Annotated in this window: 22 protein-coding genes and 1 riboswitch; of the genes, 12 read left to right on the top strand and 10 right to left on the bottom strand. The window is 42.1% G+C overall.

Annotated features, from left to right (window positions below):
* Positions 1 to 82: 82 nt before the first annotated feature.
* Positions 83 to 313: a YuzB family protein gene (locus EJP82_RS01830; protein WP_127190293.1), complete on the top strand. Its 231-nt coding sequence runs from the start codon at positions 83 to 85 to the stop codon at positions 311 to 313.
* Here EJP82_RS01830 and EJP82_RS01825 read toward each other — a convergent pair.
* Together EJP82_RS01825 and mqnE are read right to left on the bottom strand one after the other, a co-directional pair.
* Positions 310 to 1,371: an NAD(P)/FAD-dependent oxidoreductase gene (locus tag EJP82_RS01825; protein ID WP_127190400.1), complete on the bottom strand. Its 1,062-nt coding sequence runs from the start codon at positions 1,369 to 1,371 to the stop codon at positions 310 to 312. The two genes, EJP82_RS01830 and EJP82_RS01825, sit on opposite strands and share 4 nt — an antisense overlap.
* Before the next feature lie 49 nt (positions 1,372 to 1,420).
* On the bottom strand, positions 1,421 to 2,527 hold the full coding sequence (gene mqnE, locus EJP82_RS01820) for an aminofutalosine synthase MqnE (protein ID WP_127190292.1): 1,107 nt from the start codon (positions 2,525 to 2,527) through the stop codon (positions 1,421 to 1,423).
* A gap of 240 nt (positions 2,528 to 2,767) precedes the next feature.
* Here mqnE and EJP82_RS01815 point away from each other — a divergent pair, with 240 nt between their 5' ends.
* The gene (locus tag EJP82_RS01815) at positions 2,768 to 3,124 is read left to right on the top strand and encodes a HesB/IscA family protein (protein WP_127190291.1); all 357 of its coding nucleotides are present in this window, start codon (positions 2,768 to 2,770) and stop codon (positions 3,122 to 3,124) included.
* 66 nt (positions 3,125 to 3,190) lie between these two features.
* Here EJP82_RS01815 and EJP82_RS01810 read toward each other — a convergent pair whose 3' ends face one another.
* A complete protein-coding gene (locus tag EJP82_RS01810) occupies positions 3,191 to 4,396 on the bottom strand; it encodes an AI-2E family transporter (protein WP_127190290.1) in 1,206 nt (401 codons plus the stop codon).
* A gap of 76 nt (positions 4,397 to 4,472) precedes the next feature.
* Positions 4,473 to 4,694 (bottom strand): hypothetical protein, encoded by a 222-nt coding sequence (locus EJP82_RS01805; protein WP_307399990.1) that lies wholly within the window; start codon positions 4,692 to 4,694, stop codon positions 4,473 to 4,475.
* Positions 4,695 to 4,872: 178 nt separating this feature from the next.
* On the opposite strand from EJP82_RS01805, the gene EJP82_RS01800 reads away from it, so the two are divergent.
* Both EJP82_RS01800 and sda read left to right on the top strand, forming a co-directional pair.
* A complete protein-coding gene (locus tag EJP82_RS01800) occupies positions 4,873 to 5,538 on the top strand; it encodes a YheC/YheD family protein (protein WP_127190289.1) in 666 nt (221 codons plus the stop codon).
* A gap of 226 nt (positions 5,539 to 5,764) precedes the next feature.
* Positions 5,765 to 5,908, top strand: a complete 144-nt coding sequence (gene sda / locus EJP82_RS01795; protein ID WP_127190288.1) for a sporulation histidine kinase inhibitor Sda — start codon at positions 5,765 to 5,767, stop codon at positions 5,906 to 5,908.
* 52 nt (positions 5,909 to 5,960) lie between these two features.
* On the opposite strand, the gene EJP82_RS01790 is transcribed toward sda, so the two are convergent.
* Positions 5,961 to 6,209 (bottom strand): hypothetical protein, encoded by a 249-nt coding sequence (locus EJP82_RS01790; protein WP_127190287.1) that lies wholly within the window; start codon positions 6,207 to 6,209, stop codon positions 5,961 to 5,963.
* Positions 6,210 to 6,280: 71 nt separating this feature from the next.
* A complete protein-coding gene (locus EJP82_RS01785) occupies positions 6,281 to 7,282 on the bottom strand; it encodes an NAD(P)/FAD-dependent oxidoreductase (RefSeq protein WP_127190286.1) in 1,002 nt (333 codons plus the stop codon).
* A gap of 406 nt (positions 7,283 to 7,688) precedes the next feature.
* Between EJP82_RS01785 and EJP82_RS01780 the strand changes: the two genes are divergently transcribed.
* The gene (locus EJP82_RS01780) at positions 7,689 to 8,882 is read left to right on the top strand and encodes an NAD(P)/FAD-dependent oxidoreductase (protein ID WP_127190285.1); all 1,194 of its coding nucleotides are present in this window, start codon (positions 7,689 to 7,691) and stop codon (positions 8,880 to 8,882) included.
* Position 8,883: 1 nt separating this feature from the next.
* Positions 8,884 to 9,132, top strand: a complete 249-nt coding sequence (locus EJP82_RS01775) for a hypothetical protein (RefSeq protein ID WP_127190284.1) — start codon at positions 8,884 to 8,886, stop codon at positions 9,130 to 9,132.
* 67 nt (positions 9,133 to 9,199) lie between these two features.
* Here the strand turns inward: EJP82_RS01775 and hemQ are convergent, their stop codons facing one another.
* A complete protein-coding gene (gene hemQ, locus EJP82_RS01770) occupies positions 9,200 to 9,946 on the bottom strand; it encodes a hydrogen peroxide-dependent heme synthase (RefSeq protein ID WP_127190283.1) in 747 nt (248 codons plus the stop codon).
* Between the two features lie 203 nt (positions 9,947 to 10,149).
* Between hemQ and EJP82_RS01765 the strand changes: the two genes are divergently transcribed.
* Positions 10,150 to 10,443 carry a YuiB family protein gene (locus EJP82_RS01765; RefSeq protein ID WP_127190398.1) on the top strand — a complete coding sequence of 98 codons (294 nt, stop codon included), beginning with the start codon at positions 10,150 to 10,152 and terminating at the stop codon, positions 10,441 to 10,443.
* Between the two features lie 328 nt (positions 10,444 to 10,771).
* Here EJP82_RS01765 and EJP82_RS01760 read toward each other — a convergent pair whose 3' ends face one another.
* The gene (locus EJP82_RS01760) at positions 10,772 to 12,088 is read right to left on the bottom strand and encodes an MFS transporter (RefSeq protein WP_127190282.1); all 1,317 of its coding nucleotides are present in this window, start codon (positions 12,086 to 12,088) and stop codon (positions 10,772 to 10,774) included.
* Between the two features lie 171 nt (positions 12,089 to 12,259).
* Here EJP82_RS01760 and EJP82_RS01755 point away from each other — a divergent pair, with 171 nt between their 5' ends.
* The 3 genes from EJP82_RS01755 (at position 12,260) to dnaI (ending at position 16,098) form a co-directional block, all read left to right on the top strand.
* The gene (locus EJP82_RS01755; protein WP_127190281.1) at positions 12,260 to 13,465 is read left to right on the top strand and encodes a helix-turn-helix domain-containing protein; all 1,206 of its coding nucleotides are present in this window, start codon (positions 12,260 to 12,262) and stop codon (positions 13,463 to 13,465) included.
* Between the two features lie 92 nt (positions 13,466 to 13,557).
* Positions 13,558 to 15,090: a replication initiation and membrane attachment family protein gene (locus tag EJP82_RS01750; RefSeq protein WP_127190280.1), complete on the top strand. Its 1,533-nt coding sequence runs from the start codon at positions 13,558 to 13,560 to the stop codon at positions 15,088 to 15,090.
* A 51-nt stretch (positions 15,091 to 15,141) separates the two neighbouring features.
* Positions 15,142 to 16,098, top strand: coding sequence for a primosomal protein DnaI (gene dnaI, locus EJP82_RS01745; RefSeq protein ID WP_127190279.1), 957 nt, complete (start codon positions 15,142 to 15,144; stop codon positions 16,096 to 16,098).
* 72 nt (positions 16,099 to 16,170) lie between these two features.
* Here dnaI and EJP82_RS01740 read toward each other — a convergent pair whose 3' ends face one another.
* A complete protein-coding gene (locus EJP82_RS01740; RefSeq protein ID WP_127190278.1) occupies positions 16,171 to 16,326 on the bottom strand; it encodes a YqzM family protein in 156 nt (51 codons plus the stop codon).
* A gap of 247 nt (positions 16,327 to 16,573) precedes the next feature.
* Between EJP82_RS01740 and trxA the strand changes: the two genes are divergently transcribed.
* Together trxA and uvrC are read left to right on the top strand one after the other, a co-directional pair.
* Positions 16,574 to 16,921, top strand: coding sequence for a thioredoxin (gene trxA / locus EJP82_RS01735; RefSeq protein ID WP_341190573.1), 348 nt, complete (start codon positions 16,574 to 16,576; stop codon positions 16,919 to 16,921).
* Positions 16,922 to 17,042: 121 nt separating this feature from the next.
* On the top strand, positions 17,043 to 18,998 hold the full coding sequence (uvrC, locus tag EJP82_RS01730; RefSeq protein WP_127190276.1) for an excinuclease ABC subunit UvrC: 1,956 nt from the start codon (positions 17,043 to 17,045) through the stop codon (positions 18,996 to 18,998).
* On the opposite strand, the gene EJP82_RS01725 is transcribed toward uvrC, so the two are convergent.
* Positions 18,970 to 20,703, bottom strand: a complete 1,734-nt coding sequence (locus EJP82_RS01725) for a CPBP family intramembrane glutamic endopeptidase (protein WP_127190275.1) — start codon at positions 20,701 to 20,703, stop codon at positions 18,970 to 18,972. The genes uvrC and EJP82_RS01725 overlap by 29 nt on opposite strands.
* Before the next feature lie 288 nt (positions 20,704 to 20,991).
* Positions 20,992 to 21,155, top strand: a riboswitch (cyclic di-AMP (ydaO/yuaA leader).
* Positions 21,156 to 21,159: the final 4 nt, after the last annotated feature.

The following is a 21,159-nucleotide window of genomic DNA, read 5'->3' as shown; positions in this document are numbered from 1 at the left end:
TTTCAACTCCTTTCTTATTACATCATTATTATAGTACAAAAAATCTAAAATTTAAATGGCATACATAAACGGAGGTAGCTGGTTGAGACCTATTATTGAATTTTGTGCTAACAATGCCCATTTCGGCACGGATGAAGTGATGGAGAAGTTGAAAGAGAATCCTGACTTTGATGTGATTGAATATGGTTGCCTGACCGGATGTGGGATGTGTTATATGACACCTTATGCGCTGGTCAATGGAGAGACTGTAGAGGCAGAGACTGCTAGTGCGTTGTATCAGGTGATTTTAGATAAGATAAGAGAGTTTTCTTAACCAATATGGTGCTTGGACATCCATAGTACTCCACTTTTTAGGATACGTGGGACCCGGCCGGTTACTTGAGTCATACCCATAAGGCCAAATCCCGCCTTTTTTCCAAGGGATCCAAGCGTACCTTTTAATTTAATGCTAGATAATTTTGGAGTTTCTCCGCGCCATAATGCGCTTGTAATCTGAGCAATCTGGTAACCTTGCCCTTCAGCAGCTTGTGCACTTGGCGCAAACGGTAAGCTTGCACAATCTCCACAGACAAATATTTCGGGATAATTAGGAATTTGGTGATACTCATTTAATAGGATGCGGCCTTGCGGATCTTTTCTGACATCCATCTGTTGCACCAGAGGTGCAGGCTGAATCCCAGCAGTCCAAACTGTGACATCCGTAGGAATGGTATCAGCCCCATAGTAGATGAGATCAGGTTCAAGGGAAGTTATTGAAACATAAGGTAGAGTCCTCACCTCATGTTCGTTGAACCATTTGGTGACATATCCAGATACTTTGGGTGGAAAGGCAGATAACACCCGGGAGCCACGGTCTATAATCGTTATGTTCAGATCAGGCCGGCTCTCCCTGAGCTCGGCAGCAAGTTCTACTCCGCTCAGGCCTCCGCCGATGATGTTAATATTACTATAAGGCTTGCTGTTGTTTAATTTCATATAGGTGTTTCGAACAGCTGCAAAGGATTGAATGCTACAGGAATTTTGCTGGGCTCCTTGAATGTTATGATACTTATCGGTGCATCCCAAGGCGATCACAAGTTGGTCATATGGAAGAGGATCCCCTTCTGTGAAGTGAATTAAGCGGTTATTCAAATCAAGTGTACTTATTTCTCCGTATTTGATTTGTAATTCCGCATAGTGCGGAAAAGGGACACGCAGCTCATGATCAGAGGCGGTACCAGCTGCAAGTGCATAGTACTCGGTCTTCAAACTTTGAAAGGGCATGCGATCAACTAAAGTGATCTGCACATCCGAAGGGATATGTCCTTTGAATAACTCATGAATGACAGTTGTTCCCCCGTATCCTCCACCCAGAATGACGAATTGTATCATCAACCCACGTCCCTTCTGTATCACTTTCTCAATTCAAGTGTCCGAAACTTTATTCGAAAATTTCTATTTCGTTATAGAAGGTGTCGCGTTCAACCGGAATCCGTCCGGCGCCTTGAATAAGCCAAATCAATTCTTTGCGTGTTATGCCTTCAGGAGTTAAGGCACCAGCTGCGTGACTGATCCGTTCCTTAAGAATTGTACCGTGCACATCGGATGCTCCGAAGGAGAGAGCAACCTGAGTGAGTTGAACCCCAATGTTGATGAAATAAGCTTTGATGTGCTGAATATTATCCAACATCAAACGGCTGATGGCGATAGTTTTCAGATCCTCATAGGCCGAGTTACGGCGCATAATTCCCGCATTCTTATTACGTGGCTGCATGGACAGAGGAATGAATACCATAAAACCACCAGTCTCATCCTGCAGTTCGCGAATTTGAATCATATGGCGAATTCGATCTTCATGAGATTCGATTGAACCATATAGCATTGTTGTATGAGTCTTCATACCAAGTTGGTGAGCAGTCCGATGAACATCGAGATATTGATCAACGTTAGCTTTGTCGACTTTCATTTTCTCGCGATATTGATCTGATAAAATCTCAGCCCCACCGCCAGTTAATGACTGGAGCCCTGCCTTACGTAACTCTGTTAGCACTTCTGCCGTGCTGAGTCCACTAATCCGAGTGAAAAATTCAATTTCAGCAGCTGTGTATGCCTTAATTGTGACGTCGGGGAAACGTTCATTTAATGCTTTGAGTGAATCCACATAGTATTGGAAAGGCACATGATTATTGTGACCACCAACGATATGGAACTCCCGGATTCCAGGGTGAATATGTTGCTCTACATAGGCGATCATCTCTTCACCGGATAACGTATAAGACCCCTCTTCATCTTGGTCCTTACGGAAGTTACAGAATGCACAGTATGATTCACAAACGTTAGTGAAATACAGGCTCATATTTTCGATGAAATACACCTTTTTGCCGTTTTTTCTAAGATTAACCTCATTGGCTAATTGTCCAATGGTCAATAAATCATCACTCTTATATAAATATACTCCGTCTTCAAGGGTAAGGCGTTCGCCCTTCGAGACCTTTTCTACAATTTCTGCCATTCTCTTGTCTGTACTTGGGGTGACAGTTGTAAACATACAATAATACCTCCATTTCCATGAAGACAGTCCAACAAGGAAGAATATTGATACCTATGCATAGGGATCCGTCAAAATAGATAGTAATAGTTAAATACCTATCTATTATAAACCTCGATTTATCAGGGGGCAATAAGTTAGATCGATTAGTGGGAATAGTTGCAGCAATAAAAATCACATCACTTGAGGGGATTTCGGTTGTGGAGTATAATTTATGTGTACGGAAAAGGAGGATGGAAGATGATTAATATATCGGATAGTGCTATGAACCGAATTAAAGACATGTTAGATCAAGAGGAAACACCTAATATGTTTTTGCGTCTTGGGGTGAACCCGGGCGGATGTAGCGGTTTCTCATATGGTATGGGTTTGGATGATGAGGAAAGTGAAGAAGATGTTCACTTGGATGTTAATGGATTAAAGGTAGTTGTAGATAAAGAGAGTGTGCGCTTTCTGAACGGCCTAGAGATTGATTTTCAAGAGTCTGGAATGAGTGGTGGATTTACTATAAATAATCCTAACGCTGTCGCTTCTTGTGGCTGTGGACAATCGTTTCGTATGAAGAATGAAGAGGGTAAGCCAGAGGTTTGTGATTGATTGTGCTTAAAATAAGTAAATAAATAAGCCGCAACCTAGTAATCATCCAGGGGGCGGCTTATTTTGCTATGTCGTGGGCTTACTATTATCTTGTGCTGTGGTGGCTTCACCTTCGGTTATTTCAACTGGATCAGGTACTGCATCTTCATATAGATGCGAGCGTCCTTCGAACCATTGGAACAAATGAGAAAAGATAACCTTTAGTACGGCATAACCTGGTACGGCAAGGATGATACCTAATATACCGAATAAATTTCCAGCAGTTAGGATCACAAAGATGATCGTGATAGGGTGAATCCGTAGTGTTTTGCCCATAATTTGCGGTGAAATAAACTTACCTTCAATTAGTTGTACGATTGTCCATACTGCAATAAGTTTAAGTAACATCAAAGGTGACGTTACGATTGCAATAATCAGTGCTGGAGTAATAGCAATCGCTGGTCCGAGGTAAGGGACAATACTCGTGAACGAAGCTATGATGGCCAGTACAAGCGAGTAATCAAGCCCTATGATTAGGAACCCGAAATATAAGAGGATCCCAATACAGAAGCTGACAATAATCTGCCCACGAATGTAGGAACTGATCTTAACATTCATATCGGTCATCACACTATGAGTTTGTTTACGGAATTGGACAGGGACAAATCGTAAGATGAAAGTGGGAAGCTTCTTCCCATCCTTAAGCAAATAGAACAGAATAAACGGCACCGTAACTAATGTCAATACGATATCTTTAATCGCACCGAGGAACCCGCCAATACCGGACCAAGTGCTATCAAGTATCGAAGTGGCTTGCTCGGCAATGGTTTGACCCAAGGTTGATGGATTAAATCCAGTGGATTGTTGGATCTGGGAGAAAAAATCGCTGCCGATTAGACTTTCGAACTGAAGTTGCACTTCATAGCTGTATTTAGGAAAATTTTCTATTAGTTGTGTTACCTGTTCCTGAACTAAAGGAATGACTGAGATGATCACAATAGTAATGATTCCCGCCATCAGTAGATAAAGGGTTACAATCGTGTACACCCTCGGAATTCTTTTTCTCTCCAATAAGTCCACTAGCGGATTGAGCAAGTAATAGATCGCTCCCGTTAGTAGAACGGGGAACAATACCGTTTTGAGTAATACGGTCAGAGGTGTGAATATAAATGAGATTTTTCCGAACACAAAGATATTTAATCCAATTAGCAATAGAATCAGCAAAAAGAGAACGAACCGGTTATTTAAAAATAATCTTTTGAAGCGTTCACTCCAACTGTGCGTACCTTCCATTAAGACAAAATCCCTCCTACATATCTAGCTGTGTGTATTTCTACTAATAAGTAATACGTATGAAATGATTTTGGTTTCAGAAGAATTGCTTATTAACCATAAGTATGATCATCGAGGTGGAGACTAGCGAGAATAGAATACAACCTAAACCGAGACCTTTGCGGGAATCCTTAATAAACTTGAAGCCTATGACGCATAAAGCGACTGTTATGGCAGCAAGCACAAGTGACATGGCAATCATCGCGAACCAATATAAAATTTCGAATAATGTTGGTATAAAAGAACTTGTCTCCTCCAAAGTGACCCCCCTTATATATGAGCAATTTGCGTTTGAGAATACTATACGTAAAAAAGGGATATTTTGCAAAGAGGGAGCAAGTCCCCAGAAAAGAGGCGCAGGCTTCGGACAATCATCCAAGAAAACTAGCCCCGCTCTGAGTATGTATAGCATATAACGCCAGAAAGGGGATGGAGTCGTGGCAGGAAGACAACTGGCTAACAAATGGTTAAAGACTGAAGCGTTATTAAGTAATGGAAGCGTAGCGCCCCACATACCGCAGACCAGAATGTATGATGCAGAACAATTGAAGCGAATGATACATCAGTTTGGTATGGTCGTCATCAAGCCAATTCATGGCGGGGGAGGTTATGGTGTAATTAAAGTGTCTTATGATCGGGGTGTTTATTCGTTTACGTATATGTCTAGACGCAGAGCATTTGGAAACTTCGAAACGATGTTTAAAGCATTAGGTCGTGCGAAGGTAGGGCGAAAGTACATTATTCAGCAAGGAATTCATTTGGCTCGTATCGGAGGACGCCCGATTGATTACAGGGTCAAGGTTGCAAAGCAACAGGATGGAAGCTGGATGTATCGAGCAATGGTGGGACGATTAGCCCGGCCGGGGCTGTTCGTTACGAATTTATGCAAAGGGGGAACTTTATTAAGTGCACGTGAAGGCTTAAGTAGATCCTTACGGAGTAAAGTTGCACGTACTAAACGTCGTGAAATGCGTAATTTGACGAATACATGTATCGGAATACTAGAGTCATCCTTTCCGGGGATTGGCGAACTAGGATTCGACTATGGAATCGACAACGGTGGTAAGATATGGATATTTGAAGTCAACACAAGACCACAATAATCCAAAATATGCATAATATTAGAAATATTTTTTTGAGATAAAAGAAACGGGAATATCCTGTGAATAACTTTTGTCCACATTATACCACCATAATTAACAGCCACTTGGATAGGTTACTAACATTCTATTCACAGGATTTCCACAACCTCATGTGGATAACAGAACGCTTGTTCTACTGGAAATTTCTTGATATGATAAGGAAAATAATTGAAGGGGTGTGTTACCAATGGCGATGTTAACAGATGAAATGCTGCTTGAATCCTACCAGATGGCTACTAAATTGCAGTTGGATAGAGAATTCATTGCACTACTGTTGGCAGAGATCCATAAACGTGATCTAAACAAAAATGTAGGTTCTTTTCTTCATTAAAATGGACGAGCCTAATACGCTATTTTTCAAGAAAAATTTAATTCATACGAACTTAAGGCGTCTGTACGGCGTTGACACGATAGATGTAAGCTTCATGGCAGTGCGGACATTGAGCGACATGCTCACATCCCATAGCAGCATGCTTATAGATTACTGAAGTGAATTGATCAATAGAACCATAGGGACTGTAAGGGCCAGCGTAGTCTTCCTTCTTCCCCATATTTTCTAGAACCGTACCGCAATCAGGACAGGATGAATTTAAATTAGCCAATCCGTTACATAACGGGCATATATATGACAAAGGGTATCTCTCCTTTACGGTAAAATGATCGTAAAGTTAAGATACCCTTTTTTGTCAATTCTCATGTAGCATTATAATTTGAGATTGCTGCTATGCCCTGGTGATAGCTTTGCATCAGGATCGATATATACTTTGGCGTTATTGACAGCTGTTGGAGCTTCGCCAAAACCAACGGCTATTAGGTCTAACTTACCAGGATAAGTCGTGATATCACCAGCGGCGAATATCCCGGGAATGGAGCTCTCCATACGTGAGTCTACAACGATGGAATTTGACTCAATTTCCAGTCCCCAATCTGCAATTGGACCGAGTGAGGATACGAATCCGAAATTGACGATTACATCATCAACTTCAATTTCTTGTGTTTCACCCGACTTAACATGAGCGATGGTAACTCGTTCGATGTTATCCTCACCATGAAGTGCAGTGATTTCTGTGGGAGTGATGACTTGAACCTTGGAAGCCATCAAATTTTCTACACTGTGCTCATGGGCACGGAATTTATCTCGGCGGTGAATGAGGGTCACTTGTTCAGCGATAGGTTCAAGCATAAGTGCCCAGTCTACTGCAGAGTCACCGCCACCGCTGATGAGGACCTTCCGTCCACGGAATTTTTCTAAATCACTTATAAAATAATGCAGATTTGTCTTTTCGAACTGAGCGGCGTTCTCAAGGTCTAGACGACGCGGTTCGAATGCTCCGACCCCTGCTGTAATAATTAAAGCATGAGCGTGATGAACATCCTGATCGGTTGTTACGATAAAATGGCGTTCATCTCTCTTCTCGATGTGTATGACTTTTTCCTCGAGGCGAATATCTGAGTTGAACAGTTTCAACTGATCACTTAAATTGTTGATCAGTTCTTGGCCCGTGATCTTAGAGAAACCAGCAATATCGTAAATATATTTCTCAGGGTAAAGGGCAGCAACTTGACCACCCAACTGAGGCATACTTTCGATTAGTTTGACGGATGCTTTTCTCATACCGCCGTAAAATGCGGCAAACATGCCTGCAGGGCCGCCTCCGATGATAAGCAAATCGGAAAAATTGGCGTTAGGACTAAGGGATGACACAGGCAAAACACCTCCAGAAAATTTGTGTAGCTTAATAATGTCAATTCTACTTTATTATAAACATCTAGTCTTGACTTGCAAAGGCAAGATGAATATACAAGCTGATGTAGCTCAAATGATATGGAAAACCCCGGGAATCGGCATGAAATAAGACTTGATCTTTTAAGTAAAAGTCGATATCATTCAATTGTGTGTACAAAAAAGTGTGACAAAAAAAGCACAGTTTCGAGATGGTGTGTGAAATTTGATATAGCAACAATTACCGTTTAGAATGACTATTACATAAAGTCTCGAAATTTTCGAAATTCGGAATAGAATTTCATCTAAATTTATGTGTTAATTTTCACATTGAAGGTTGATGTTTAAAGAATATAGAGTGTTTAAAATTGGAAGGAGAACAATCCAGATGAGTACCATACCTAAGATAGTAATTCTTGGAGCGGGATATGGCGGGATTCTAACCGCACAGAGACTGCAAAAAGAATTGAATTACAATGAGGCCGATGTAACTTTAGTAAATCGGCACGATTACCATTATTTCACTACTCATTTGCATATGCCTGCAGCAGGAACGGACTCCATCGAACATACACGTGTGCAAATTTCTAAACTGATCGATGAATTCAAGATTGATTTGGTTAAATCCAATGTTCAAGAGATCCGACTGGCTGATAAAAAGGTGGTTCTCCAAGACGGGACCCTGTCTTATGATTACCTAATTATAGCCCTTGGTGGCGAACCGGAATCATTTGGCATTCCAGGGCTAGCGGAATACGCTATGACGATCCGCAGCATCAACTCGGTACGCTTAATTCGTCAGCATATTGAATATCAATTTGCGTTGTACAAGACGGATGAAAGCCGTAAGGACCGTCTTAACTTCGTAGTTGGCGGCGCTGGATTTAGTGGAATTGAATTTGTTGCTGAATTAGCTGACCGAATTCCACAGCTCTGCAAAGATTACGATGTAGATCCTAATCTTGTTAACATTTATAATGTAGAAGCAGCTCCAACCGCACTTCCAGGATTTGATCCTGCGCTAGTTGAGTACGCTATGAATGTCCTACGTAAGAAAAACGTACAATTTAAAATTGGTGTCGCCATTAAAGAATGTACACCGGATGGCGTTCTACTGGCTACAGGTGAAGAGATCAAATCGGCTACAGTGGTTTGGACGGGTGGTATCCGTGGGAATAGACTTATTGAAGCAGCTGGGTTTGAAACGGCTCGTGGTCGCGTGAAGATCGATGATTATTTGCATGCACCAGCCCATGATAATGTCTTCATCATTGGGGATAACTCCTTAATGTTTAATGCTGAAGGACGTCCGTATCCTCCAACAGCTCAAATTGCTATGCAACAAGGTGTGGTCTGCGCTCAGAATGTAGTTGCGTCCATTCGCGGCAAAGAGCTTAAGAAGTTTATATTTAGTAACAAAGGTACAGTTGCATCACTTGGTAAAGGTGAAGCCGTTGCTTCGGCATTTGGCAAGACCTATACTGGCTGGGTTGCTGCTCAACTGAAGAAAGTTGTAGATATTCGCTACTTATTCACGATTGGCGGCATTCCGTTAGTTCTGAAAAAAGGCAGATTCCTATAGGATGCGCCATTGCAGCGTTCAAGTCCGGGGCTTACTTACGCGGGAAGAGCTAGACCGATATAACGCATTGATGGAAGTGGGTTCTTATTTAGAGTCACAGCAGCAATATGACTTCGCTTATACCGTCCAGAAAGAAGTGGATATCCTTATTCTTCCGGCAATCGAAAGGTTAAAGGAGAAGAGCAGGGACCGCGATAGGGCGACTGCATTATTTCTAGAGTCGCTTCGGGAAGAAGCGGAAGACGAATAGATGAAAAAGGCTGTTCCCAATGTTCATAGGGAGCAGCCTTTTATTTGTTTGCTCTCTGGGGAGCGGATTATACTTTCAGTAAGTCCTCGAACAACTGCTCATTGAGCAAATTACCAACATAGAAGGAACCGAATTCTCCAAAACGTGCACTCACTTCGTCAAACCGCATTTCGTATACGAGTTTCTTAAAGTGAATCGGATCATCAGAGAAGAGTGTGACTCCCCATTCCCAATCATCTAGACCAACAGAACCGGTAATGATTTGCTTCACTTTGCCGGCGTATCCACGACCGATCATACCGTGGCTACGCATCATAGTGCGCCGCTCATCCATGGTTAGCATATACCAGTTGTCATTCAAATCGCGTTTCTTGTTCATCGGGTAGAAGCAGATGTGTTTCGATTTTGGGAGAATGGGCTGAAGTCTAGCTAGAATTTCAGGATTACTCTTCGGATCACCATCTCCTGATGCAAGATAGTTGCTTAGTTCCACGATACTCACATAAGAGTAAGATTTAATCGTGTACTCAGCAAATGTTGTTTTATTAAATTCGGTCTCCACAGCGTTTAGTTCCTCTAATGTTTCCCGAAGATGCATGAATACAAAGTCAGCCTTCTGTCCTACGATGGAGTAAACGGCTGTGCTACCGCTCTTGTCTTGCTCCATATTGCCCCACTGCTGGAGGAAGGTGTGAAGCTCTTCAAGTGCTCCTGCTCGCTCCTCGTCATCTGCTGCTTTCCAAGCTGTCCAATCGATGGAGCGGAAATCATGCAGAGCGTACCATCCTTCCAAAGTTGAAGCTACGTCACTCATTTATTATCACTCCTAAATTTCTTATGGATTACATACGATATGTACTTACTCTATTGTATCCTAACGATGGTAGAGGGGCAAACCGAATTGTGATTTTATTTCAAGAAAGTTCGTTGCTTCGTAACATTTTTTCTAGTAAACTTATCACTAGTTCTAGTCAATGTGATTTAACTTATAGTATGGAGGAGAAGGGTGGGGAAACGATGGGTTGGCTCATCGTATTGGTGCTGATGGTTCTGTTCTTCGTTATGATGTTCGGCATCGGATTTATTCTCAATATGCTTATGAAAACAACATGGTTTCCAGCATACATATTTGTTCTTGTCATTGTACCGATTGTTGTATATACGTTATGGAATCATGATAAGAGTTTTGGATCCTACCTCGCTTCGTTCCGTTTGGTTGATTATTTGACTGCGATTGCTGGATTTGGTGGCGCAATATTAAGTGGATGGACCATTGAAAAGCTGCGTAAAGGCGGATATAGGATGTTTTAAACATTCTAAGGACATAACTAATGCTTGAAACAGTAGGTTCGCACAACCGCTACGATGACGGATTATCCTTACGATCACTGTTGCCTCCGAAATTTTTTGAATATATCGCTATAGCGGTGAAATTTCTGAGGCAAAGGTGAACGCTATCGCTTCTTCTGGATAATTCCGTCCTCTCCGCTAACTTCTGCTCCTCCATGATCAAGTATTGATTATAGTTATGAATCCTCTTTATGTTTAAAAGTGGAATTGAAATAAAACAAACAGCGGTGGTATCCCTGATAGCCAGGGGTGCCACCGCTGTTTGTTTTATTCGCGTGTGTGAGGTTGCTTATTGACTACTGGAAGCCTGCTGAGATGAAGCGACAGTTGTCTGACTTGGGACCTTTCGTAGCTCATGTGCCCCGATCCAAGTAACGAGCAGCAGTCCTAAACCTGAAATGATAGGGATATAGAAACTTGGAATCCAGTCTAGCGTAAGGCCGAATAATACCATACCTAGAGGTGCGATTGCACTGGCCATCGTATCAAGAATGCCGAATACGCGTCCGCGATATTCCTCTTCTATAGTCTTTTGCAGTGTAACCTGGATGGGAATATTGATGTAAATAATGATTATGCCAACAATTAACATGAGTATCATATAAAATACAAATGAGCCAAGAGAAGTGAAGGTAATAAGCAAGGGTAATGACATAGAAATAATTAGAATGGAGAGAGTAGTTGTACCCTGTAGTAATGACTTTATGGGATCTCCTAGTTGTTTGCGAATCGAGAGAAGAGCTGACATGAGTAACATACCTGCAGCTAACATTGCGTCGATAGTACCATACTGCTTGGAGCTAAGTTTCAAGGACTCGACAATAATATAGGGGAGAAACACGTTAAGAGCACTGATGAAAAAGTTGATCCAGAAGGCCAGTTTGATCATTCCCCAGATCAGATGGTTCCGTTTAGCATAATGGAAACCTTCAATAAAACTGCGTTGGAATGATGTAAGGAATCCTTTAGACGAACCATCTCCTGTATTCATATCATAGTCAGGGGATGATGAAGCCGAAGGTTTGAATTTCAATGACCATCCCATCAGTGTTGATATCAGAAAGGCAAGGCCATTAAATAACATAAACATTTCTAATGATACATAAGCGTAAAGAATTCCACCAAGTATTGGTCCTAAAATGTTGCCGATTGAACTGGAGATTTGACCCAAGGAACTCGCTCGCTGCACATTATCCTCTTCAACAAGCATCATAACGGAAGAAGATAGGGAGACGCTATAGAAGGTAGAACATACTGAGAGTAGGATGAGTGAAGCGTAGACAGTTATTAGGGAAAGTCCTGCAAATGATACGGTGGAAAAGGCTAGAAGCATGACGATTGTACTTGCAGCATCTGATCCTATAAGGAGCTTTCGGCGGCTCATACGGTCAGCGATCACTCCGGCAAATGGAGACAACAGTATTCGAGGTAACATCCCGCAAATAATCGTTAGAGCGAAGTTTCCACCTGAACCGGTCAATTTCAAAATATACAGTCCAATAATAAAAGTGTACATGCTTGAGCCTAACATCGTAATTAATTTGCCGGTAAAAAAAAGAAAGATGTTTCGATTATCGTTGCGTTTGTTTGGAACATCAATATCCATGTGATTTCCCACTTCCAATTAAAGTTAAATTAAATTAAACTTATAATAGCGTATGTAGCAACGATTCGCAATATAAGTTTATTTTAATTTAACAAATGATCAATTCGTATGCTTTTCTGTAGCTTCTAGTTAAGTTATACTGGATAAAATGAATTTAATGAGGTTGAATACATGTCAACAACAATCGGAGAAAAAATTCGAAAGCTGCGTAAAGCAAAGGGTATAACACAATCGCAGTTAGCAGGTGAACATATAACGAAGAGTATGCTCAGTCAAATTGAGAACGGTAAAGCTCAGCCCTCGATGGGAAGCTTACAATACTTGGCTCGGCAATTGGGGCTAGAAGTCAGTCAGTTGTTGGAAGAGGATGGCTCTGCGGAAATAAGTAGGCTGCTGAGGGAAGTAGAGGATCATATCAAGCGGAAAGAATATTCATCAGTCATATCAAAGGTTGAACCTTTACTGGAGACGAAGCTTCCTTTAATTCTTGACGCTGCAAGACTTATGGAGAATTACGCAGAAGCTTGCTTCCATACATTGAATGTGAACGGCGGAAGAGCAGTAGATAAGGCAGTAGAGATTTATGATCATTTTAGTTTATATGTTGAGGCAGCTAAGGCTAGATATATCATGTATGCTTTGTATTTTACGAAATTGCAATATGGGGCTTCGCTAGACTTAATCCGTGATGTTTGGCGGCAATATAAGGACAAGCAATCAAGTAGGGATATCTTGTTTGAACTAGACCTTCATTATGCTGAGGCGGCATCCTTGTCTGCTATTGGATATTATGAAGAAAGTAGAAATGTTCTTCTGGCGGCTATTACCTTGTCTCATGATGAGAAGGTCTTTTATCTAACGGACCATTTTTATAGATTGTTGGCGGGAAATAGTCAAATCATTGAGGACGATGAACAAGTTCAACATTATTTGTCCAAAGCAAGGCAGTTCGCTCAATTTACGGAAGACCTCGATTCGTTGGAATTAATAGAATTGGTCGAAGTAACAAATTTGAATTGGAAGGGCAAATTCACTGAGGCATTGGATTTGATCTTGAAGTACTCTGATATGGAGCATGAGGATAAGCGGGGATATTGGCTTTTGCAGAGGGGAATCTCCTATTATGGGTTAGATCGATATGCGGAGGCTCTTGAAGCGTTGTCGCAAGTCACCATGCCGGAATGGGGGCACCACCCGTTTAATAAGGCTTCTATTCATACTGCCGGAGCTTATATAGCAAAAATTTATGCTGAGCAGGGAGAACATGATCGTGCCCGCACTCTTATTGAGCAAGTATATGAAACGATGAAGGTATTCCCTCCATCGCCTTATCTTTCATTTGTTAAGAAAACTTACCACGAGCTTTGCGGCGGCTAAGAAATGCCATGATTTTACGACTAAGCTCAGCCGGATTTGTGATAGAATAGAGGAAGTCTACCTGTAAGTGATATGAAGGAGTGATTTCATAGGTGCGCATGAACAATTTACATCATTTTACCGAGAATCATCATTATTGTGTGTATCGTGACTTCAGCCTTAGTGGTGTAGACGGGAAAATGCTAAATTTAATCTATCAACCTATGGTTGGGGCTTTTGCAATAGGAGTCTATAAGTTGCTCGCCCAGCAAGTGCCGTTGGAACAAGTAGGATATTCCGCCGTTGAGCAGCAACGGGGGTTATTTTTGACGTTGGGGTTGGAGCCTAGTGAAAAGGGACGTAAATTTCTCGTTGAGCAGACCTCCAAACTAGAAGCAGTTGGTCTGTTACAAACTAGCCGTTTATATATGCCTGATAGTGACGATTATATGTATGAATATGAGCTACAAGCGCCATTGTCGCCGTCAGAGTTTTTTAGAACCCAGCATCTGACGTTACTACTACGTGATAAGATTGGCAAATTTGCCGTTCTGGAGTTGCGGGAGAAGCTATTCAATAAAGAACCGGATGAGTGGTCCGTTCTAACTTATAATAAAGAAAATATATCCATACCATTTTATGATATTTTTGAACTGAACACGCATGCTATTGATTATGAACTTGAACAGGCGATTGCTGAAACATCGGTTGCGAGGGGGAAAGGTCAAATAGCAGTGGCGAGTGAGGAAGATTCACTCAATTATGCGGACATTATCCTCCATTTCCCGCGTGGATCTGCTAACCGTCCTTTTGTGGAAGGGCTACGATTTAATCCCGAAGGGATGGGAGTTGCGAATTATGTGGCTCGTAAATACGATTTGAGTGTTCAAGATTTGTGTCGCCTTCTGGATGAAGATGGTGTGTTTGATCCTGATGGTGGGCTTTTGTTGGATAAATTACAGCACATAGCAAATCTTCAGTTCCGCCAAGGCAAGCGACGCAAGGAAGAGCGGGAAGTTGTATACGGTAAAGTGGCCGCCCTTCGCGCTGAAGTTAAAGAACCTGCCCAGATGCATGAGGAAGAAATTGCAGTTCAAATGGAATTTTATGTGGAAGTACCACCACAATTTATAAGCAAGTGCGATATTCATCAGTACAACATGATGTTGCGTAACGAGCCATACACTAGACTTCTTAAGACGTTCTTTCCGGGAGCGGTTCCTGATAATTTACTTGATATCTTTGAAAAAATCGATTTGAATTATAAACTACCAGGTGAAGTTATCAATGTTTTGATCCATTATTTGATGAGCCTCTTAACCTCGGGTGGAGAACAACGGATTAATCGTAATTTTGTGGATGCTATCGCATCAAATATGTTGCTGAAACAAGTCAATTCCTATGAGAAGGCTGTTCAGTATATACGTGAACAGTCGAAGGTGAAGGATAAAGTTGCAGCCGCCTCTACAGGTGGTGCGGCCGGCGCGGGACGTGGACGTACGTATAATAATCGTGGAGTGAAGCCGAAGCCTGAGATCCCTATCGTTGAACGTTCGAGTGGGGAGCAGAGTGTCTCTGATGAGGATTTTGCTGAAATGCTTAAGTTGGCTGAGCAGACACAAGCAAGCAAGAATAGAGGCAGTTAAACGGAGCGGAATTGTATATATATATAGAATGAAGGATGGTGAACATAACGCATGGAATCACTTGGGCAACTGTTGTCGCAAATGAAGAACCCACAACTCCGTCGGAGGTCAGAAGAACTTTCCGCTGAGCTACTAAATTCACCTTTGGTACTGTCACTTCGCGCGGCTCATCCAGAGCTGACAGATGAACAGTTGCATCTTAATATGGCTAAGCTGTATCAATATGTGAATACGAATCGCCATTGTAGTAATTGTCCGGGACTTGATGATTGTCCTAATGATTTTCCAGGACATTATACGAAGTTGACAGTCGAAAATACGGGTGGACGTACCCAATTGATAGATCGGCAGGTTCCTTGCGATAAGCAGAATCAGAGGCAGACGGAACTAGCGGTGAAGAAGCGGATACATAGCTTCTACGTGGATGAACGTGCCCTAGAAGAAGGCTACAATGAAGTAGAGATCATGATGAAAGATCGTGAGCGAGCACCAGCCGTGGCTCAGGTTATTAAATATATCAATGAGACAAGAGAGGATGGACTTCAGACTCAAGGGCTCTATCTCGAGGGTCATTTCGGTACCGGAAAGACCTTTCTAATGTGTTACTTACTTCATGAACTGGCGAAATCGGGATATTCCGGAGTGATCGTCTACATGCCTGAGTTTGTGGAAGATTTAAAGTCGATGATGCTGGATAATCAGAAGCTGAAGGAATCGGTAGAGGTTATGAAGCAGGCGGACTTGCTCATCTTTGATGACATCGGGGCTGAAAATTTAAATCCTTGGGTTCGCGACCATGTGATGGGAGCTATTCTTAATTATAGAATGAACCGTAAGCCGACCTTTTACACTTCGAATCATTCGCTTAGTGCTTTGGAGAAGCATCTAAGCTTTACGAATAAAGATGGGGAAGAACAACATAAGGGTCAACGTTTGATGGATCGGATTGCCCCATTTGTGGACGTAGTACAAGTTCATGGGAGTAACAAGCGTGGGCGAAATCAATAAATAAAATACAAATACAAAAAAAGGCCGGATTCTCTTGGAGGAGAAGATCCAGCCTTTTTGCCGTCCAGCTTCTTAACCGGCTATAAATTTTACGATGACCATTCCGAAGAAAATAACGGCCATGAGCGTAAACATACCGAAGAAACCGTTCATCAAATCAAATAAATCGTTGCGTGGCTCTTCGTTGATATGCGCTCTTGGGTCGTTTGCATGTGGGTTAGCGTCCATATTGGCGTAGCCTCCTCGGTCAAGTTGGAAACATCAATGATATATGTTATAGACAAAACGATTTTGGGTTATTAATAGTATAACCATTTCTACTTTATTTTGTAAAGAAGGCGCTTTAACCGCGCGTGTAACGGTGATTACCCATTCTCAAAAAAAATGTGGTATAATTGGCAAGACGCCATTTTAGGATGGATTCATCATTATGAACTGAATGAAATTGTGTTTGTTCTGAGAATACTGTGCAAACATGATAAAACAAACATATAGGAGGAGATTTATTATGGCAATTGTTAATGTATCCGATCAATCCTTCAATAATGAAGTAGAAGGTCAAGGTATGGTCCTTGTTGATTTCTGGGCTCCTTGGTGTGGTCCCTGCAAAATGATCGCTCCAATTCTAGAGGAATTGGCTTCAGATGTAGGAGATTCGGTCAAAATAGCAAAAGTGAATGTGGACGAAAACCCGGAATCAGCGTCCCGTTTTGGTGTGATGAGTATTCCAACATTGATCCTTTTCAAAGACGGGCAACCCGTTGATAAGGTTGTTGGATTGAATTCCAAAGAAGCACTGAAAAACCTGATCGCTAAACACTAATAAGCTTTATTGCTTCTTTTTGGTTGCAAGGGTATGTTTTCCCCACGCCTCCGGCATGTCCGGGGGCGTTTTCTGTATATTATTCGAAGTGAACAATTCCATAGGGGAGGAAGTCACGGGCATGGATTTGATTCATGATTCACAAGAACAAGAGAATGAACAAGAGCAAGAGAATGAACAAGAGCAAGAGAAGGCTATGGAGGCTATCCGTCACAAGTTGGCTTTATTACCTGATCTTCCGGGCTGCTACTTGATGAAGAATAAAGAAGGTACCATTATTTACGTTGGTAAGGCAAAGGTCTTGAAGAACCGGGTCCGTTCTTATTTCACAGGCAGCCACGATGGTAAAACGCAGCGACTTGTCTTGGATATCCGAGATTTCGAGTATATTGTTACTGGAAGTAACATGGAAGCACTCATTCTGGAGTGCAACCTGATCAAGACTCATCATCCACGCTATAACGTGCTATTAAAGGATGATAAGACCTTTCCTTATATTAAAATTACAAACGAAGAACACCCTAGGCTTGAAGTCACTCGGCGAGTGTTGAAAGATAAAGGGAAATATTTCGGACCTTATCCGAATAGTTACGCAGCTCAACAAACAAAAAAGCTATTGGATCGGATGTATCCACTGCGCAAATGTAATGTCATGCCCAAAGATGTTTGTCTCTATTATCATATGGGGCAGTGCCTTGCGCCATGTGTAAAAGAAGTGCCTCAGGAAACATATGAGAAAATGACGCAGGAAATCAATTCTTTTCTCAGTGGTGGTCATGAGGAAATCAAGAAAGAACTACAGCGTAAAATGCATGAAGCCGCAGAGGAATTGTATTTTGAACGTGCTAAGGAATTACGAGATCAGATCATCAACATCGATGCGCTAATGGAGAAACAGAAGATCACGATGGCGGATGCCAAAGACCGCGACGTGTTCGGTTTTGCTGTCGATAAAGGCTGGATGTGTGTCCAGATATTATACATGCGACAGGGTAAAATGATTGAACGTCATGCTTCGGTCTTTCCGTTCTATGGGGAAGCCTATGGTGATTTTCTATCCTATGTAACGCAGTATTACAGTGATAATCCGGCGGTGCCACAAGAAATTCTTCTACCTGATTTGAAGGGGTTTGCTGGGGATGAGGAAAGTGTTGATTCAGCGGAAACGGTGATAGATGCCACAGGAGTGACTGTGAGTGCTGCTGGTGGCGAAACATTGGATCCGGTGAGCGGAGCTGCAGCGCTACAGCAGTGGCTCGGTGTGAAGGTTCTCGTGCCTCAGCGGGGGCTTAAGAAGCAGATGGTGACGATGGCTGAGGATAATGCCCGCGTCTCGATTGACGAGAAGTTCAAGCTGATTGAACGAGATGAAGAGCGGACTTCAAAGGCTGCGGAGAATCTGGGCCGGAGTATTGGTCTCGAATCAGTTTCAAGAATCGAAGCTTTTGATAACTCCAATATTCAGGGAACGAATCCTGTGTCGGCTATGATCGTCTTCATTGATGGGAAGCCAGCTAAGAAGGAGTATCGTAAATATAAAGTTCGGACCGTTCAGGGACCAGACGATTATGAGACGATGCGTGAAGTCATTCGTCGTCGGTACGAACGAGTGTTGAAGGACAATCTGCAAATGCCTGACCTGATCGTTGTAGATGGAGGGAAGGGGCAAATCTCGGCAGCGGTCGATGTACTACAGAATGAGCTGGGGTTGTATATCCCTGTGTGTGGTCTCGTTAAGGATGCCAAGCATAAGACGGCTCAATTGATGGTAGGTGACCCACCAGAGCCAGTTCACTTGCCACGTGACAGTCAGGAGTTCTACTTGTTGCAACGGATTCAGGACGAGGTACACCGGTTTGCTATTTCATTTCACCGTGAGCAACGTGCCAAGTCGATGGTTACCTCACGTCTGGATGCTATTCCTGGCATTGGTGAGAAGCGTCGCAAACTTTTGCTGAAGCATTTTGGCTCACTTAAAAAAATAAAAGAGGCCTCAGTCGAAGACTTTCGGCCCCTGTCGATCGGCGAGAAGCTCGCCAATCAAATTATTAATGCCCTTCAGGATGAGGAGTCGTAATCAACGGCTCCTCTCTTTTTTGTATCAAAGGAGTTCTTCGTTCCTTTCCCGGTGGGTTGAATAGATAAATCACATAAGCAACGATAGCAGGAAGAATAATATAGAACAATCCTGCCACCAAGTTAATCGATCCTCCCATAAAGATGAGGCTAAGTGCCATTAAGATACTATCAAATATTACGTGTGAGAAGACAGCCGCGATGAAGCCATAACGCAGGAAGATGAAGCTGAATAATAATCCGATAATTCCTAATTCAATAGGACGTGTTATGACAGGATAGATTGGATATAATGTATGTCCGAAAGCCCAGATCATGGTTGTAATGAGACTGGCAACGAATGTGTTACGAACGATCTTTTTGAGCATGGGAATTCCAAACAGACGATATACAGCTTCTTCACCAATACCGGCAACCCAAGCGAGTAAAGGAAACAATAACGGATATAACAGATTATAAGGTGATTGTGTAGCGTCTGACGTTGACCAGAAATGAATGGTTTTATCCAAGATAACGAATATGATGGACTGTAGACCAAGTAGAATAAAGGCCCAAGCGTAACCATCAGCCATAGAGGTCAGGACATGACGTCCATATCCGGGTTCCTTAGAACGTGCCCACAGATTAAGGCCATTCTTCTTTAATAGACCATCCCCTCCAACAAGTGAGAAGTAGACGGAGGCAGCCATAGTCAAGGTCAATATACCTTGTACAAGGAATCCGATGATTAGGAATATCGGGTCCACGCCTTCTTTTTGCAGATAGGGAAGCATATTTATTGCACCTATTATAGAGAGTATAAAGTAAAGACTGGATAGAAATATCCCACGCTTAAAAGAAGAATGGGGCCGAGTCTTGGCGCTGAATACGATGGCTAGAATACCAAGTACTAAAGTAAATAAAGCATACCCTCCAAACGTGAGCCAGTATGCTAATCTCGTCTGAGCATCCACGTAGTCGATGTGAGACTCAGGAGTGCTGAAATAGGTCTCCATTGAAGAGACTGCTCCAAACTCGAAGCGGATATCGATGAATCCTTTGGATTTCCCTATTTCGTTGTCTTGAAGTTGATATTGAATCCCGATCTCCTCTTCCCCAGAGGCTAGGATCAATTTATCTCTAGCGAATCCAAATGATTTCAGGTAAGGGGTCGCCAGTGCATCTTTTTCTTCCAGGCTTAAATTACCTTCTCTAGCTTTGGCCATTAAGGTAGTTGTTGATGATTCGGAGCTTAGTTCAAGCATCAAATCTTTAGTTGAATTGCTAGCGGAAGCAATTTTCTCGAAACCAACGACTTGCCCTGTTGTCATATGCACATCTACTGTTACCGCAGAGTGGATTTCATCAGGATTTTCAAAACGAACGCGGAACAATTCCAATGGGAACTGTTTATCATAAGTTTTCAGATACGATTCCATTAATTTTTCCTTGGATAAATAACCATAGACCTCTGAATAGGTCTCATATGTAACTAAGGTTTCATTTAAGTTTCCTGAAATACCGAGAGTTGACTCCATAAAGTTTGCAGCAGATTGCTTTGCTTCGTCTTTCGAAATGATATTTTTCGTTTGCTCAACTTGAAGTGACTCGGAGACAGTGGTAGGGAGAACTTGTAAGAATACAAAAATAACGAGTCCTAGTGAGGCCAATATCCAAAGTGTACTCGTTTTTAGTTTGCGTCCGAAAGGTTTAACAGCAGCATTCATTATAAAACCCCTTTAAAATGAAATTTTATTCAAATTCAGATCAATTCGCTTCATATTCGTCTCAGTAAAGATAACACAGGGTGAAAACATTCGCCATAAGTGAGAACGAAATGTTGAAAAGCCGCAATAACATCGGTAAGGCTTAGCAAAGCTGGGAGAAGGGATGACGTGGAACAGCGTTTCGCCTCTTTTAGGTTTTTTTCAATGTTTTTCATGGAAATGAAGCTTTGTGATAGGGAAGAATAAAGATTATAATCCATTTGACTGAAATGAATGTAAATAAATGAAAATAATATTTGGCCAAATTTCCATGTGAAAATGGGGGAACCAATCTTTAGGGGTGAATTTTACTTCGAATCTTGGATTGAATTATTTCCAGTGATGAAGTGAATAGGGCAACTGTGCATGCCCGAATCCGTCAGCTAACCTCGTAGGCCTTTGCAGCAGGAGCCCAAC

It is taken from the genome of Paenibacillus anaericanus (genome assembly GCF_003994475.1).
Lineage (GTDB): Bacteria > Bacillota > Bacilli > Paenibacillales > Paenibacillaceae > Fontibacillus > Fontibacillus anaericanus.
Note: the sequence above shows the minus strand (reverse complement) of the source record. Positions and strands in the feature narration are given on the sequence as shown.

Excerpts from the sequence above, each read along its gene's own strand:
- EJP82_RS01755 (WP_127190281.1), top strand. The coding sequence starts at position 12,260 with ATGTCAACAACAATCGGAGAAAAAATTCGAAAGCTGCGTAAAGCAAAG.
- hemQ (WP_127190283.1), bottom strand. The coding sequence starts at position 9,946 with ATGAGTGACGTAGCTTCAACTTTGGAAGGATGGTACGCTCTGCATGAT.
- uvrC (WP_127190276.1), top strand. The coding sequence starts at position 17,043 with ATGGATTTGATTCATGATTCACAAGAACAAGAGAATGAACAAGAGCAA.
- EJP82_RS01810 (WP_127190290.1), bottom strand. The coding sequence starts at position 4,396 with ATGGAAGGTACGCACAGTTGGAGTGAACGCTTCAAAAGATTATTTTTA.
- sda (WP_127190288.1), top strand. The coding sequence starts at position 5,765 with ATGGCGATGTTAACAGATGAAATGCTGCTTGAATCCTACCAGATGGCT.
- EJP82_RS01765 (WP_127190398.1), top strand. The coding sequence starts at position 10,150 with ATGGGTTGGCTCATCGTATTGGTGCTGATGGTTCTGTTCTTCGTTATG.
- EJP82_RS01815 (WP_127190291.1), top strand. The coding sequence starts at position 2,768 with ATGATTAATATATCGGATAGTGCTATGAACCGAATTAAAGACATGTTA.
- EJP82_RS01740 (WP_127190278.1), bottom strand. The coding sequence starts at position 16,326 with ATGGACGCTAACCCACATGCAAACGACCCAAGAGCGCATATCAACGAA.
- EJP82_RS01725 (WP_127190275.1), bottom strand. The coding sequence starts at position 20,703 with ATGAATGCTGCTGTTAAACCTTTCGGACGCAAACTAAAAACGAGTACA.
- dnaI (WP_127190279.1), top strand. The coding sequence starts at position 15,142 with ATGGAATCACTTGGGCAACTGTTGTCGCAAATGAAGAACCCACAACTC.
- EJP82_RS01775 (WP_127190284.1), top strand. The coding sequence starts at position 8,884 with ATGCGCCATTGCAGCGTTCAAGTCCGGGGCTTACTTACGCGGGAAGAG.
- trxA (WP_341190573.1), top strand. The coding sequence starts at position 16,574 with ATGATAAAACAAACATATAGGAGGAGATTTATTATGGCAATTGTTAAT.
- EJP82_RS01760 (WP_127190282.1), bottom strand. The coding sequence starts at position 12,088 with ATGGATATTGATGTTCCAAACAAACGCAACGATAATCGAAACATCTTT.
- EJP82_RS01825 (WP_127190400.1), bottom strand. The coding sequence starts at position 1,371 with ATGATACAATTCGTCATTCTGGGTGGAGGATACGGGGGAACAACTGTC.
- mqnE (WP_127190292.1), bottom strand. The coding sequence starts at position 2,527 with ATGTTTACAACTGTCACCCCAAGTACAGACAAGAGAATGGCAGAAATT.
- EJP82_RS01780 (WP_127190285.1), top strand. The coding sequence starts at position 7,689 with ATGAGTACCATACCTAAGATAGTAATTCTTGGAGCGGGATATGGCGGG.